Genomic DNA, 13,727 nt, shown 5'->3' with positions numbered 1-13,727 from the left:
CCGAGCACACACCAACACTAACCCCCCCCCCGGCGGGCCCCCCCCCCCCCCCGGCCCCCCGGGGGGGGGCCCCCCCCCCCCCCGCCCCCCCCCCCCCGGGGGGGGGGGCGGGCCCCCCCCCCGCGAAACCAGGCGAAAGGCACTCATCATGACGATGACAGATCCCGTCGCAGATATGCTGACGCGACTGCGCAACGCGAACTCGGCGCACCACGACTCCGTGTCGATGCCGAGCTCGAAGCTCAAGTCCCACATTGCCGACATCCTCAAGCGCGAGGGCTACATCACCGACTGGAAGGTCGAAGATGCACGAGTGGGCCAGACCCTCACTCTCTCGCTGAAGTTCGGTCCGAACCGCGAGAGGTCGATCGTCGGCATCAAGCGCGTCTCCAAGCCAGGTCTCCGCGTGTACGCGCGCTCGACCGAGCTGCCAAGCGTCCTCGGCGGCCTCGGCATTGCCATCCTGTCCACCTCCTCCGGTCTCCTCACCGACCGTCAGGCCGAGCAGAAGGGCGTAGGCGGAGAAGTCCTCGCCTACGTGTGGTAATCCGTCATGTCACGTATTGGTCGTCTCCCCATCAACGTCCCTGCCGGCGTTGACATCAAGATCGACGCGCAGAACGTCACCGTCAAGGGCCCGAAGGGCGAGCTCGCACTCGTCGTCGCGAACCCCATCGAGGTCAAGCTCGAAGACGGTCAGGTTCTCGTCACGCGTCCGAACGACGAGCGCGAGTCGCGTGCACTGCACGGCCTGACGCGCACGCTCATCAACAACAACATCATCGGCGTCACCGAGGGCTACACCAAGAAGCTCGAGGTCGTTGGAACCGGTTACCGCATCGTCTCCAAGGGCTCGGGCGTCGAGTTCGCACTCGGCTACTCGCACCCGATCAACGTTGAACCCCCCGCGGGCATCTCGTTCCAGGTCGAGGGCAACAACAAGCTCACGGTCGTCGGTATCGACAAGCAGGCTGTCGGCGAGGTCGCAGCGAACATCCGCAAGCTCCGCCTCCCCGAGCCCTACAAGGGCAAGGGCGTGCGTTACGAGGGCGAGCAGATCCGCCGCAAGGCCGGAAAGTCAGGTAAGTAACCATGGGACTCGGAACTCGAGGAAAGAGCAAGCAGGCAGCGACCCGTCGCCGCCACGTCCGCCTTCGCAAGAAGGTCTCCGGCGACGCACAGCGTCCCCGTCTCGTCGTCACGCGCTCCGCGCGCCACGTCTTCGTCCAGGTTGTCGACGACACCAAGGGCGTCACGCTGGCATCGGCTTCCACGATGGAAGCAGAGCTGCGCGCGTTTGAGGGCGACAAGTCCGCAAAGGCAAAGCGTGTCGGCGAGCTCGTCGGCGCACGCGCCAAGGACGCCGGCATCGAAAGCGTGGTCTTCGACCGCGGCGGCAACAAGTACGCCGGTCGCGTCGCGGCCATCGCTGATGGAGCACGAGAGGCAGGGCTGAACCTGTGACCGAGAAGATCGACACCAACACGCCCGACAACATGACCGACACGCCCGTTGAGACGGCCGCGTCGAGCGAGTCGGCACAGCGCGAAGGCGGCCGCGACAACAACCGTCGTGGTGGCCGTGGCGAGCGTGGCCAGGGCGGCCGTGACCGCGGCGCACGCGACGACAAGAGCCAGTTCCTGGAGCGCGTCGTCACCATCAACCGCGTCTCCAAGGTCGTCAAGGGCGGTCGTCGCTTCGCGTTCACCGCGCTCGTCGTCGTCGGAGACGGCAACGGACTCGTGGGCGTTGGCTACGGCAAGGCCCGTGAGGTCCCGCTGGCCATCTCCAAGGGCGTCGAGGAGGCGAAGAAGAACTTCTTCCGCGTCCCACGCGTCCTCAAGACGATCCCGCACCCCGTGCAGGGCGAGGCAGCAGCAGGCGTCGTCCTGCTCCGTCCCGCAGCTGCAGGTACCGGTGTTATCGCCGGTGGCCCGGTTCGCGCCGTGCTGGAGTGCGCGGGCATCCACGACGTCCTGTCGAAGTCGCTCGGCTCCTCGAACACGATCAACATCGTGCACGCGACCGTCGCGGCCCTCAAGCAGCTCGAGGAGCCGCGCGCCGTCGCAGCTCGTCGTGGCCTGCCTGTCGACCAGGTCGTCCCGCAGCGCATCCTGCGCGCCGAGGCCAACGCGGCCAAGGCAGCAGCCGAAGCACAGAAGGTTGGTGCCTGATGGCCACGAATCTCAAGGTGACCCAGATCAAGTCCGTCATCAGCGAGAAGCAGAACCAGCGCGACACCCTGCGCTCGCTCGGCCTCAAGCGCATCGGCCACACCGTGGTCAAGGCGGACAACCCGGTGAACCGCGGCTACATCAAGACAGTCGCTCACCTGGTCTCAGTTGAGGAGATTTCCGAATGAGCAAGAACGAGAACGAGAAGGACGTGACCTCCGAGCCTCAGCTCAAGGTCCACCACCTCCGCCCCGCTCCCGGTGCCAAGAAGTCCAAGACGCGCGTTGGTCGCGGTGAGGGCTCCAAGGGCAAGACCGCTGGACGCGGCACCAAGGGCTCGAAGGCACGCACCACGGTGCGCATCGGCTTCGAGGGTGGCCAGATGCCGCTGCACATGCGTACGCCGAAGCTGCGCGGGTTCAAGAACCCGTTCCGCGTCGAGTACCAGGTCGTCAACCTCTCCAAGCTGGCCGAGCTCTTCCCCGAGGGCGGCGATGTGACCATCGCTGACCTCGTGGCAAAGGGTGCGGTTCGCAAGAACGAGCCCGTCAAGGTGCTCGGCAATGGTGAGATTGCGGTTAAGCTGAACGTCGCGGTCGACAAGGTCTCCAGCTCCGCAGAGCAGAAGATCGTTGCCGCCGGCGGTTCCGTCAAGTAGCAACTCCAAGCGGGGGTCGGCGGTTGCCGACCCCCGCTTGTCTCTTTCACGAGAAATGAAAGCAGGAACGTAGTGTTCAGTGCCGTCGCACGAGTGTTCAAGACACCGGATCTTCGTCGCAAGATCCTCTTCACGCTCGCTATGGTCGCCATCTATCGGATCGGCACCACGGTTCCTGGCCCCTTCGTGAACTACGTCAACGTGCAGCAGTGCCTTGACACGGGAACGCAGATGGCCGGTCTCTACGACATGGTCAATCTGTTCTCCGGTGGTGCGCTGCTCCAGTTGTCGATTTTCGCGCTGGGCATCATGCCGTACATCACGGCCTCGATCATCACGCAGCTGCTGCGTGTGGTCATCCCGCACTTCGAGGCGCTCCATAAGGAGGGTCAGGCCGGTCAGTCGAAGCTCACGCAGTACACGCGCTACCTGACCATCGCGCTGGCGATCCTTCAGGCGACGACGCTCGCCACCGTGGCAAAGTCCGGAACACTGTTCGGCACAGGCAACGCTGCCTGCGAGAACGTCCTCGTCATGCTGAACGAGTCCTCGGCCACGCCCGAGAACGCCGTCATCAACATGGTCCGCATCGTGCTCATGGTCGCGGCCATGACCGCAGGAACTGCCGTCATCATGTGGATGGCCGAGCTCATCACCGAGCGCGGCGTCGGCAACGGCATGTCGCTCCTCATCTTCACTTCGATCGCCGCATCGTTCCCGTCGGCCTTCGGCGCCATCGCCGCAGGCACCGGCGGAATGACCACGCTCGTCATCGTCATCGCGATCGGCCTGCTGATCATGATGGCCGTCGTCTTCGTCGAGCAGTCGCAGCGGCGTATCCCGGTTCAATACGCGAAGCGCATGGTCGGTCGACGCACCTACGGCGGCAACAGCACCTACATCCCGATCAAGGTGAACCAGGCCGGCGTGATCCCGGTCATCTTCGCCTCCTCGCTGCTGTACTTGCCCGCGCTCGTCGCGCAGTTCAACCAGCCGGCGGCAGGGGAGACCCCACCTGAGTGGGTCACCTGGGTCATGAACAACTTCACGACCGGCGACCACCCGCTGTACATGGCGGTCTACTTCCTCCTCATCATCGGCTTCACCTACTTCTACGTGGCGATCGCCTTCAACCCAGAGGAAGTCGCGGAGAACATGCGCAAGCACGGCGGGTTCGTGCCGGGCATCCGTGCCGGGCGTCCGACCGCCGAGTACCTGAACTTCGTGCTCACGCGCATCACCTTCCCGGGTTCGCTCTACCTCGGTGTGCTCGCCCTCATCCCGCTCATCGCGCTCTCCACGGTGAACGCCAACGCCAACTTCCCGTTCGGCGGCGCATCCATCCTCATCGTCGTCGGTGTCGGGCTCGAGACGGTGAAGCAGATCGACGCTCAACTCCAACAACGCAACTACGAGGGGCTTCTCCGATGACACATCACGACCAGACCTTCCGCCTGCTCATCGTCGGCCCTCCCGGGGCGGGCAAGGGAACCCAGGCCGCCGGCATCGCCGAGGCCTTCGGCATCCCGGCCATCTCCACGGGCGACATCTTCCGCGCCAACATCAAGAACGGCACCAACCTGGGCATCCAGATCCGCGAGATCATCGAGAGCGGCAACCTCGTTCCCGACTCGCTGACCAACGAGCTGGTCCGCGACCGCCTGACCGAGGCCGACGCGAAGGAGGGGTTCCTCCTCGATGGCTACCCCCGCACGCTCGAGCAGGTGGCGTTCCTGACACAGCTGCTCGCTGACCAGGGCACAGCGATCGACGCCGTGATCGAGCTTCGGGTCGAGGTCGACAGCGTCGTCGAGCGCCTCCGCCGCCGTGCGCTCGAACAGGGTCGCGCAGACGACACCGAGGAAGCCATCCGGCACCGCCAGAACGTCTACCTGCAGGAGACGGCGCCGCTGCTCGAGACGTACTCCGCGCGCGGCGTGCTGGTCAGCGTCGACGGCTTCGGCACCGTCGAAGAGGTGCGGCGTCGCATCTTCGCCGCCCTCGAGGAGCGCGGCCTCCGGCACCCACTGCACCGTCTGAGCAGCAAGTAGCCTCACCCCGCTGCATCGCAGCAACGACCCGCCAGGAGCACTCCGGGCGGGTCGTTGCCGTAGGCGGGCCAGAAGCTCCACCGCGGACCTGGTGGCGGACGTTTCGTCCCTGGCTGGGCACACGACGAGTCGGCTAGCGTTGCCAGGGTGACGCCGCGACCGGTGGCGACGCCTCGGAACCCTGCTGACAGAGCTGTCCAGGAATGGAGACGCACTATGTCCTCGACCACGGCTGAGCCCCATGACCTCGTCGACTTCGACGTGCTGCTGAGCGCGGAGGAACTCGCGCTGCGGCAGCGCGTGCGTGCCGTCGTGGATGAGCACATCCGGCCCCACATCGCCTCCTGGTACGAAGAAGCGGTGTTCCCGCGTGACCTCATTCCAGTGCTCGCCAGCGAGGGGCTGCTCGGCATGCACCTGGAGGGATACGGATGCGCGGGACGCAGCGCCGTCGAGTACGGCCTCGTCGCGTCGGAACTCGAGGCGGGGGACTCCGGGATCAGGACCTTCGTCTCGGTACAGGGCTCGCTTGCCATGAGCGCGATCTGGAAGCACGGGAGCGAGACGCAGAAGCAGGAGTGGCTGCCCCAGATGGCCGCTGGCACGGTGATCGGCTGCTTCGGGCTGACGGAACCTGGGGCCGGCTCAGATCCGGGCACGATGGCGACGTTTGCGCGCCGGGACGGCACCGACTGGGTGATCAGCGGCACGAAGCGGTGGATCGGCCTCGCCTCGCTCGCCCACGTCGCGATCGTCTGGGCGCAGACCGACGAGGGGATTCGCGGGTTCATCGTGCCAACGGGCAGCGAGGGATTCTCGGCAACGCCGATTGCGCCGAAGCTGTCGATGCGAGCCTCGGTACAGTGCGACGTTGTCCTCGATGATGTCCGGGTCCCTGATGCGGCCAGGCTGCCCGAGGCGCGAGGCCTTCGTGGCCCGTTCGAGTGCCTCAACGAGGCGCGCTACGGCATCGCCTGGGGCGTCATGGGGGCCGCAAGGGACAGCTTCGAGGCGGCGCTGTCGTACGCGGGAGAGCGGCAGCCCTTCAACCGGGCGCTCTCCGGCTTTCAGCTGACGCAGCAGAAGCTCGTCGACATGGCGCTAGAACTCAACAAGGGATATCTGCTCGCGCTCCAGCTCGGTCGGTTGAAAGACGCCGGTCGAATCCAGCCGCATCACATCTCCGCAGGGAAGCTCAACAACACTCGCGAGGCCATAGCGATTACCAGAGAGGCGAGGACGATCCTCGGCGGGAACGGCATCACGCTGGACTACTCTCCGCTGCGGCACGCGAACAATCTGGAGTCGGTGCGCACGTATGAGGGCACCGATGAGATCCACACGCTGGTGCTCGGCAACAAGCTCACCGGCATCCCGGCGTTCAGGTAGGTGCGCTGATGCTGCCCGCTCCCGGCCCCGAGGGGGTGCTTCGAGGCGTGCGTGTCGCTGACTTCTCGCGGGTGCTCGCAGGCCCCTACGCGACGATGATGCTCGCCGATTTCGGCGCCGATGTCATCAAGATCGAGCCGCCGACCGGCGACGAGACACGGGCGTGGACGCCCCCGGTGGATGCGCGCGGGCAGTCGACCTACTTCGGCGGGGTGAACCGCGGGAAGCGGTCGGTGGTCCTCGACCTCACGCTCGAGGAGGACCTCGAAGTCGCTCGGCGCCTCGCTCGTGAGGCCGATGTGGTGGTCGAGAACTTCAGGCCGGGCGTCATGGCGCGCTTCGGGCTCGATTATGAGACGGTGCGTCGGGCGAACCGCGGTGTGGTGTTCTGTTCGGTCACCGGCTTCGGGGCCGCTGGGGGTGCGGTGCTGCCCGGCTACGACCTGCTCGTTCAGGCCGTGGGCGGGCTGATGAGCATCACGGGCCCAGCGGGCGGTGAGCCGAGCAAGGTGGGAGTCGCCCTTGTCGACGTCTTGACCGGACTGAACGCCGTGACGGGCATCCTGCTTGCGCTCCGCGAACGGGACAGCTCCGGGACCGGCCAGCGTGTCGAGGTCGACCTCATGACGACCCTGCTGTCGGCGCTCACGAATCAGGCGTCGAGCACACTTGCTACGGGAGTAGCTCCGGCGCGGCTCGGCAACGCGCATCCGAGCATCGCCCCGTACGAGCTGTTCGAGGCGCGAGACCGCCCGCTGGTGATTGCTGTTGGCAACGATCGCCAGTTCGCTGCGCTCGCCTCAACCCTTGGGTGCTCGGGCTTGGCGAGCGATACCCGGTTCACTTCGAACCACCTCCGTGTGAAGCACCGGACTGAACTCAGGGCGCTCCTTGTTGCGCGACTTGGCGAACGGGATGCTCACGAGTGGGTTGAACTCTTGACGGCCGCGCGAGTCCCCGCCGGTTTGGTCAACGATGTCGCGGAGGCGTTCGCCTTCGCGGAGTCGCTCGGATTGGCACCGGTCGTGGAGCTCGGAGGGGAAGGAGGCTCGCCGGGGGAGCATGTCCGGTCGACGGCCAACCCGATCCATCTCTCAGCTACTCCGGCTCGCTATCGCAGCCCGTCTCCGGATCTTGGTTCTGCTGGACTCGTCGAGTGGGCCTAGTCCCGGTTACACAACTGTGATCCGGGAAACGGCGATGTTGCCGAAGCGTTGTCGCTGCTTCGGCGCTCCGGAGGCGGCATCCGGCTAGCGTCGCAGGAACTCCGCGAATCGCGGACGACCGAGCGGGGGAACTGTGACCTGGACGACAGTGCGCGAGCCGGCGAAAGCGTCGCCGCAGCGACAAGAGCAGCAACCCACGAGCGCGGGCGTGCCTCCAGCGAGGTGGATGCACACCTGTGCCGCGTTCGTCTTCGTCGCGTCGCTCGGCGTCGGCGTGACGGCGTGGATCGCGGCGGGCATGTCGTTCTGGTGGGATCCAGACGACTATGGCGCTGAGTACTTCCTCCAGCTCCGTGGGAGCTTCCTCGTTCGTGGGCTGACGCTGGCCGCCTGGCCGCTCGTCGTCCTCGCTGCAGCGTTGGTTCTTCTTGTGATGCTGCGACGCGCTCCGTCAACGGCACGCAGGCTGGCCTGCGCAGCGGGTGTCCTCGCCACCGTGCACCTCGGCTTCACGGTGTTCTGGACATTCGAGGCGGAGCGGGTCGCCGCACACTACGGAGAAGTCTTCAGCGAGCGGGAATCACCGCTCGCCATCGAACCGGAGCCCCAGCCGGCCGCAGTTGACCAGTGGACGGAGACGCCGCCCGGTGAGTGGCCTCCGGCGACGACGAGCCTCAGCGCGGCTGACCTCCGCTCGGGGGTGTCGGAGTTGCGGGACGCGACGGTGGATCTTTTGCAGGATCCGACACCGAACCCCCTCGTTGGTCCTCTCGACGCCGAACCCGGGGTCGTCGCGTGTGTGCCAGGTGGTCAGCCCGGCGACGTCCCGGACCAGACGTCTGCGAGCGGAACGGCTTACGTCGTGTCGCTGAGCGTCTCGGGGCCGGACACCGTCGCTGACGAGCAGCGCATCATCGAGCTCTGGCAGGAGCGTGGCCTCACTCGCGACCGGGCCATGGGCACGAACTTCGCGCACGGTCCGGTGACACAGGCGATCGACCAGGTGCGCATGCGGGGTGACGCGCAGGGCTGGCTGAACATCACCGTGACGAGCCATTGCCTTCCAGACCAGGAGGGCCAGTGAGCTGGGCAGGGCGACCGGCTGAGACACCGGTCACGGGCCCCCGCTTCCCTCATCAGGACCGACAGGCGGCGGAGACGGACACGAGCCCCTTCCTCGTCGTTCTCTGCATCCTCACCATCGGCGTTCCGCTCGCCGCGCTCGCCTGGCTGATTCTGGGCTCCGGTGCCGCGATGCCACGGCGGGCGCTCGAGGGCTCCTCATCGCTGCCAAGTTGGCTGTTGCTGATCGAGCCGGGCTCCTTCGTCAACATGCTGGTGGCGCTCTTCCTCGTGTGCGCATCCGGATCCGGAGCGCTCATGCTGGCGACGCTCGCCGGGCGCGAGTCGAATCGACTGCGGAGGGCGGGGTATGCGCTGCAGGCCGGCGCGCTCGTGACGGGTCGTGTCGTCGCTCGAGTGTCCGGGCTTGCAACGTTCGTGATCGCGGCGTTGTTCCTCACGAGCGCGGGGGTTGCCGTGCTGGTGCCGGGGATTGAGGATGCAGCCCAGGGGAGCGAGCACAGCGACCATGCGCCGTTGCCGGTGGAGACGTTGACGCCGTCGGAGCCGCCTGCACCGATCGCGGACAATGGCCCGATTTTCGCGGCGTCCGCGACGACTGCTGAGCGCGAGGCATCGGTGCGCGGGCTCGCTGAGCAGACCATGCAGTTCTTCCCCGCAGAGACCGTCGAGGTGGACTACGTCGGGGCGCCCGGGATGGAGATCTCTCGGGGCATCTGCGGAGGTGCGACGCGGACCGGCGACCACTACTTCGTCGGCCACGGCTTCACCGTGGATGCTGCAGGTGTGGATATGGACGGCATCGCGGCGCTGTGGCGAGAGGAGGGGGTGAACATTGGCACGACCGCCAGCTCCATCATGGGCGACGGGCTCCGGAGTGACACCATCGAGACCGCCTCCCTGAGCTACGAGACGGACGGGACCTTCTGGCTGTTCATCACGGGCCGCTGCGGCGACATTCCCTGACCTGCGCGAGGCGAGGAACCGCATGGCTCGTCGTAGACTCGGGGGATGCGCAAGAGCATCTACAAGACCCCGACAGAGCTTGCGGCGATGCTGCCCGCCGGTCGCATCACCGCGCTTGCGCTCGACGCGGTTGCCGAAGCCATCCGCCCCGGCGTGACGACGCTCGAGCTCGACGCCACCGCTGAGCGCGTCGTGCGTGACCACGGAGCCGTTCCCAACTTTGCCCTGGTGCCCGGGTACCGGCACACGATCTGCGCGTCCGTCGACGATGCGGTTGTCCACGGCATTCCGAACGACACGCCTCTTCGGGCTGGCCAGCTGGTCTCCATTGATGCTGGCGCGATGTTCGAAGGGTGGAACGGGGACTCGGCCCGGACCTTCGTCGTGCCGGGCGACGGGGCAGACGGAACGGCGGTCGCTGAAGGCAGGCGCCTCAGCGAAGCTTGCGAGCGCTCGCTCTGGGCGGGAATCGCCAAGCTCGCCTCGGCCAGGCACCTCGCCGAGGTCGGCGCTGCCGTTGAGGAATCGATCGAGCAGTCAGGTGAGTTCGGGATTCTCGAGGACTTCGCAGGCCACGGCATCGGCCGCAGCATGCACGAGGAGCCGACCGTGCACAACATTCGAGTCTTCGGCCGTGGTCCCGTGGTCAAGCCCGGCCTGGCGATCTGCATCGAGCCGATGATCACGCTCGGCGGTCCGGACGTTGTCATCGACGACGACGAGTGGACCGTGCGATCGGCGGACGGCACGCTCGGCGCACATTGGGAGCACACGATCCTCGTGCACGACGACGGCATCTGGGTGTCGACCGCACACGACGGGGGAGCCGCCGGCCTCACGCCGTTCGGGGTTGTCCCGACCCTGCCCGCCGGCGCGTGAGTATAGCTCGCACTTGCACTCCGCGGGAAGACCACCTACAGTTGACGCTTGGTGTCTTTTGCGTTGCGATTTCGCGCGCGTAACCACCGTCCATCCGCACGACCAGCGTGCATTCAATAGCAAACGACAGTGAGGCTATGGCCAAGAAAGACGGCGTCATCGAGATCGAGGGTTCGGTTGTCGAGGCATTGCCCAACGCAATGTTCCGCGTAGAACTCTCGAACGGACACAAGGTTCTTGCTCACATCTCGGGCAAGATGCGTCAGCACTACATCCGCATCCTTCCTGAGGACCGCGTGATCGTGGAGTTGAGCCCGTACGACTTGACCCGCGGCCGCATCGTCTACCGCTACAAGTAGGCACGCTGTAAGGAACGGCTGGGCAGACGTCTGCCCAGCACGAGGCCAGCGATCACAGAAGGAACTTCAATGAAGGTCAACCCCAGCGTCAAGAAGATCTGCGACAAGTGCAAGGTTATCCGCCGTCACGGTCGCGTCATGGTCATCTGCGAGAACCCGCGCCACAAGCAGCGCCAGGGCTAATCGCTCGGGGCTCAGCTCTCACGGTCACGATCGACGGGGGAGACGCCTCAGGGTGCATTCGCATCCGACGTCACAACTGAATACGAAACAGCACCAGTAAGAACCGCGGGCGAAACGCCACGACGGGGACACCTTCGGACCGAGGCCGGGGCCCAGCTGGTGCATCACACCTCAACCCACAGGAGAAATCCCATGGCACGTCTCGCAGGCGTCGACCTCCCGCGCGAAAAGCGCGTCGAGATCGCACTCACCTACATCTACGGCGTCGGCCGCACGAGCGCCCTCAAGGCTCTCGAGGACACCGGCATCGACGGAAACATCCGCGTCAAGAACCTCGACGACGAGCAGCTCGTTCAGCTCCGCGACTACATCGAAGGCAACTTCAAGGTAGAAGGTGACCTCCGACGCGAGGTCGCAGCTGACATCCGCCGCAAGGTCGAAATCGGCAGCTACGAGGGTCTTCGCCACCGCCGCGGTCTTCCCGTGCGCGGCCAGCGCACCAAGACCAACGCGCGCACCCGCAAGGGCCCGAAGCGCACGGTCGCCGGCAAGAAGAAGGCACGCTAGTCGCCGCCGCGACAGCGCCCGCAGATTTCGTAGGAGAGAACATTGGCTACCCCAAAGAGCGCCGCTCGTAAGCCGCGCAAGAAGGACAAGAAGAACGTCGCAGTGGGCCAGGCTCACATCAAGTCGACCTTCAACAACACGATCGTGTCGATCACCGACCCGTCCGGTGCCGTCATCAGCTGGGCATCCTCCGGTGGAGTTGGCTTCAAGGGCTCGCGCAAGTCGACCCCGTTCGCCGCGCAGCTCGCAGCCGAGGCTGCAGCCCGCCAGGCGCAGGAGCACGGCATGAAGAAGGTCGACGTCTTCGTCAAGGGACCGGGCTCCGGTCGCGAGACCGCGATCCGCTCGCTTCAGGCCGCTGGCCTCGAGGTTGGCTCGATCAACGACGTCACCCCTCAGGCACACAACGGCTGCCGCCCCCCGAAGCGTCGCCGCGTCTAGCCTCTCGTCCGCTGCGAGGCTCTCCCGTGAGGGAGGGCCTTGTGGCGGATGTTCGGCGTCCCCGCTCGAACTCCACACCCGGTCGACGACGTGCGTCGGCTGAATCGCCAAGTGTCATATAGCGGACACTTTGCCGAAAGGAACCCATAGTGCTTATCGCACAGCGTCCAACGCTCACCGAGGAAAGCCTCTCCGAGAACCGCTCGAAGTTCACGATCGGACCACTCGAGCCCGGCTTCGGCTACACCCTCGGCAACTCACTGCGTCGCACCCTGCTGTCCTCCATCCCTGGAGCCGCAGTCACGAGCATCCGCCTCGACGGCGTCCTCCACAAGTTCACCACCATCCCAGGGGTGAAGGAAGACGTCACGGAGATCATCCTCAACATCAAGCAGCTGGTCGTCTCCAGCGAGCACGATGAGCCAATCACGGCCTACCTCCGCAAGACCGGGGCAGGCGAAGTGACGGCAGCTGACATCTCCGCGCCCGCCGGCGTCGAGGTGCACAACCCCGAGCTCGTCATCGCGACGCTCAACGACGATGCCAAGTTCGAGCTCGAGCTCACCATCGAGCGCGGCCGTGGCTACGTGTCGGCGACCCAGAACCGCAACGAGTTCTCCGAGGCCGGACAGGTACCGATCGACTCGATCTACTCGCCGGTCCTCAAGGTCACCTACCGTGTCGACGCGACGCGTGCCGGTGAGCGCACCGACTTCGACAACCTCGTCGTGGACGTGGAGACGAAGCCGGCCATCTCGCCCCGCGACGCGATCGCCTCGGCTGGACGCACGCTCGTCGAGCTGTTCAGCCTCGCGCGTGAGCTCAACGAGCAGGCCGAGGGCATCGAGATCGGCCCAGCGCCGGTCGACGCCGTCCTCACCAACGAGCTCTCGATGCCGATCGAAGACCTCGACCTCTCCGTGCGCTCGTACAACTGCCTCAAGCGCGAGGGCATCAACACGGTTTCGGAGCTCGTCGCTCTGAGCGAGACGCAGCTCATGAACATCCGCAACTTCGGTCAGAAGTCGGTCGACGAGGTGCGCGACAAGCTCACCGAACTCGGCCTCTCGCTCAAGGACTCGGTCCCCGGGTTCGAGGGTGCTCACTTCTACGGTGCCGGCGACGACACCGGCGAGTACGTCTAAACAGACCTACCCGCCAGACCGACTTCACACGAAAGAGAATGACGAATGCCTAAGCCCAACAAGGGTCCTCGCCTCGGAGGCGGCCCAGCTCACGAGCGCCTCATGCTCGCTACGCTCGCGGCGCAGCTTTACACGCACAAGCGCATCCAGACGACCGAAACGAAGGCCAAGCGCCTCCGCCCGCTCGCTGAGCGCCTCATCACCTTCGCGAAGCGTGGCGACATCCACGCACGTCGTCGCGTGCTGCAGATCGTGACCGACAAGACCGTCGTGCACGAGCTCTTCACGGAGATCGCACCGCAGATGGAAGGTCGCGATGGCGGGTACACCCGCATCATCAAGACCGGCTACCGCAAGGGCGACAACGCCCCCATGGCAGTCATCGAGCTCGTGCTCGAGCCCGTCACCCCGAAGGCCTCCGCAGTGAAGACCGCGCCCGCCGCGGCGCCCGCAGAGCCTGAGGTCGACGAGGTCTCCGCTGACGAGACCGACACGGCCGCTGGCGACACCGAGGCTTCCGAGCCCACCGCAGACGGCGGAACGCAGCCTTCCGAGGCAGCCGACGCAGCAGAGTCTGACGCTGACGAGAAGGCTGACGACGCCAAGTAGTCGTAGCTGACACGACACGCCCCCGAGCATCTACGCGGAATGCTCGGGGGCTTCGTC

19 protein-coding genes are annotated in these 13,727 nt (G+C 65.9%); all 19 read left to right on the top strand.

Translation table 11 applies throughout. From position 1 onward, the window contains the following. The first annotated feature begins 148 nt into the window (after nucleotides 1-148). Nucleotides 149-547 (top strand): 30S ribosomal protein S8, encoded by a 399-nt coding sequence (gene rpsH, locus ACPYN9_RS01705; protein WP_424463349.1) that lies wholly within the window; start codon nucleotides 149-151, stop codon nucleotides 545-547. 6 nt (nucleotides 548-553) lie between these two features. After that, nucleotides 554-1,090, top strand: a complete 537-nt coding sequence (rplF, locus tag ACPYN9_RS01700; RefSeq protein ID WP_424463347.1) for a 50S ribosomal protein L6 — start codon at nucleotides 554-556, stop codon at nucleotides 1,088-1,090. Between the two features lie 2 nt (nucleotides 1,091-1,092). Beyond that, entirely contained in the window at nucleotides 1,093-1,464 is a 372-nt protein-coding gene (rplR, locus tag ACPYN9_RS01695; protein WP_424463345.1) for a 50S ribosomal protein L18, read from the top strand. A gap of 32 nt (nucleotides 1,465-1,496) precedes the next feature. Then, nucleotides 1,497-2,174, top strand: a complete 678-nt coding sequence (gene rpsE / locus ACPYN9_RS01690) for a 30S ribosomal protein S5 (protein ID WP_424463360.1) — start codon at nucleotides 1,497-1,499, stop codon at nucleotides 2,172-2,174. Continuing rightward, nucleotides 2,174-2,362, top strand: coding sequence for a 50S ribosomal protein L30 (gene rpmD / locus ACPYN9_RS01685; protein ID WP_424463344.1), 189 nt, complete (start codon nucleotides 2,174-2,176; stop codon nucleotides 2,360-2,362). Before rpsE ends, rpmD begins: the two co-directional genes overlap by 1 nt. After that, nucleotides 2,359-2,832, top strand: coding sequence for a 50S ribosomal protein L15 (gene rplO / locus ACPYN9_RS01680; RefSeq protein WP_424463342.1), 474 nt, complete (start codon nucleotides 2,359-2,361; stop codon nucleotides 2,830-2,832). Before rpmD ends, rplO begins: the two co-directional genes overlap by 4 nt. A gap of 72 nt (nucleotides 2,833-2,904) precedes the next feature. After that, nucleotides 2,905-4,263 (top strand): preprotein translocase subunit SecY, encoded by a 1,359-nt coding sequence (gene secY, locus ACPYN9_RS01675; RefSeq protein ID WP_424463340.1) that lies wholly within the window; start codon nucleotides 2,905-2,907, stop codon nucleotides 4,261-4,263. Then, nucleotides 4,260-4,883 carry an adenylate kinase gene (locus ACPYN9_RS01670; protein WP_424463339.1) on the top strand — a complete coding sequence of 208 codons (624 nt, stop codon included), beginning with the start codon at nucleotides 4,260-4,262 and terminating at the stop codon, nucleotides 4,881-4,883. Before secY ends, ACPYN9_RS01670 begins: the two co-directional genes overlap by 4 nt. A gap of 216 nt (nucleotides 4,884-5,099) precedes the next feature. After that, nucleotides 5,100-6,272 carry an acyl-CoA dehydrogenase family protein gene (locus ACPYN9_RS01665; RefSeq protein ID WP_424463337.1) on the top strand — a complete coding sequence of 391 codons (1,173 nt, stop codon included), beginning with the start codon at nucleotides 5,100-5,102 and terminating at the stop codon, nucleotides 6,270-6,272. Nucleotides 6,273-6,280: 8 nt separating this feature from the next. Beyond that, nucleotides 6,281-7,438, top strand: coding sequence for a CaiB/BaiF CoA transferase family protein (locus tag ACPYN9_RS01660; protein WP_424463335.1), 1,158 nt, complete (start codon nucleotides 6,281-6,283; stop codon nucleotides 7,436-7,438). Between the two features lie 208 nt (nucleotides 7,439-7,646). Further along, the gene (locus tag ACPYN9_RS01655; protein ID WP_424463334.1) at nucleotides 7,647-8,522 is read left to right on the top strand and encodes a hypothetical protein; all 876 of its coding nucleotides are present in this window, start codon (nucleotides 7,647-7,649) and stop codon (nucleotides 8,520-8,522) included. Further along, nucleotides 8,519-9,487 (top strand): hypothetical protein, encoded by a 969-nt coding sequence (locus ACPYN9_RS01650; protein ID WP_424463332.1) that lies wholly within the window; start codon nucleotides 8,519-8,521, stop codon nucleotides 9,485-9,487. The genes ACPYN9_RS01655 and ACPYN9_RS01650 overlap by 4 nt, the downstream gene beginning before the upstream one ends. A 45-nt stretch (nucleotides 9,488-9,532) precedes the next feature. After that, nucleotides 9,533-10,366, top strand: coding sequence for a type I methionyl aminopeptidase (map, locus tag ACPYN9_RS01645; RefSeq protein WP_424463331.1), 834 nt, complete (start codon nucleotides 9,533-9,535; stop codon nucleotides 10,364-10,366). A 137-nt stretch (nucleotides 10,367-10,503) separates the two neighbouring features. Then, nucleotides 10,504-10,725 (top strand): translation initiation factor IF-1, encoded by a 222-nt coding sequence (gene infA, locus ACPYN9_RS01640; protein ID WP_066056559.1) that lies wholly within the window; start codon nucleotides 10,504-10,506, stop codon nucleotides 10,723-10,725. Nucleotides 10,726-10,794: 69 nt separating this feature from the next. Then, entirely contained in the window at nucleotides 10,795-10,908 is a 114-nt protein-coding gene (gene rpmJ / locus ACPYN9_RS01635; RefSeq protein WP_008361054.1) for a 50S ribosomal protein L36, read from the top strand. Between the two features lie 192 nt (nucleotides 10,909-11,100). Further along, complete coding sequence (rpsM, locus tag ACPYN9_RS01630; RefSeq protein WP_068479246.1) at nucleotides 11,101-11,475, top strand: 30S ribosomal protein S13; 375 nt, start codon at nucleotides 11,101-11,103, stop codon at nucleotides 11,473-11,475. Nucleotides 11,476-11,517: 42 nt separating this feature from the next. Continuing rightward, nucleotides 11,518-11,916, top strand: a complete 399-nt coding sequence (gene rpsK / locus ACPYN9_RS01625; RefSeq protein ID WP_068479244.1) for a 30S ribosomal protein S11 — start codon at nucleotides 11,518-11,520, stop codon at nucleotides 11,914-11,916. Nucleotides 11,917-12,065: 149 nt separating this feature from the next. Further along, complete coding sequence (locus tag ACPYN9_RS01620; RefSeq protein WP_104242647.1) at nucleotides 12,066-13,061, top strand: DNA-directed RNA polymerase subunit alpha; 996 nt, start codon at nucleotides 12,066-12,068, stop codon at nucleotides 13,059-13,061. Between the two features lie 45 nt (nucleotides 13,062-13,106). Next, a complete protein-coding gene (gene rplQ / locus ACPYN9_RS01615) occupies nucleotides 13,107-13,670 on the top strand; it encodes a 50S ribosomal protein L17 (RefSeq protein ID WP_424463327.1) in 564 nt (187 codons plus the stop codon). Nucleotides 13,671-13,727: the final 57 nt, after the last annotated feature.

This window comes from Pseudoclavibacter helvolus (assembly GCF_049707175.1).
GTDB classification, from domain to species: Bacteria; Actinomycetota; Actinomycetes; order Actinomycetales; family Microbacteriaceae; genus Pseudoclavibacter; species Pseudoclavibacter helvolus_A.
The sequence above is the reverse complement of the archived record's forward strand: the minus strand, read 5'-3'. Positions and strand labels throughout refer to the sequence as shown.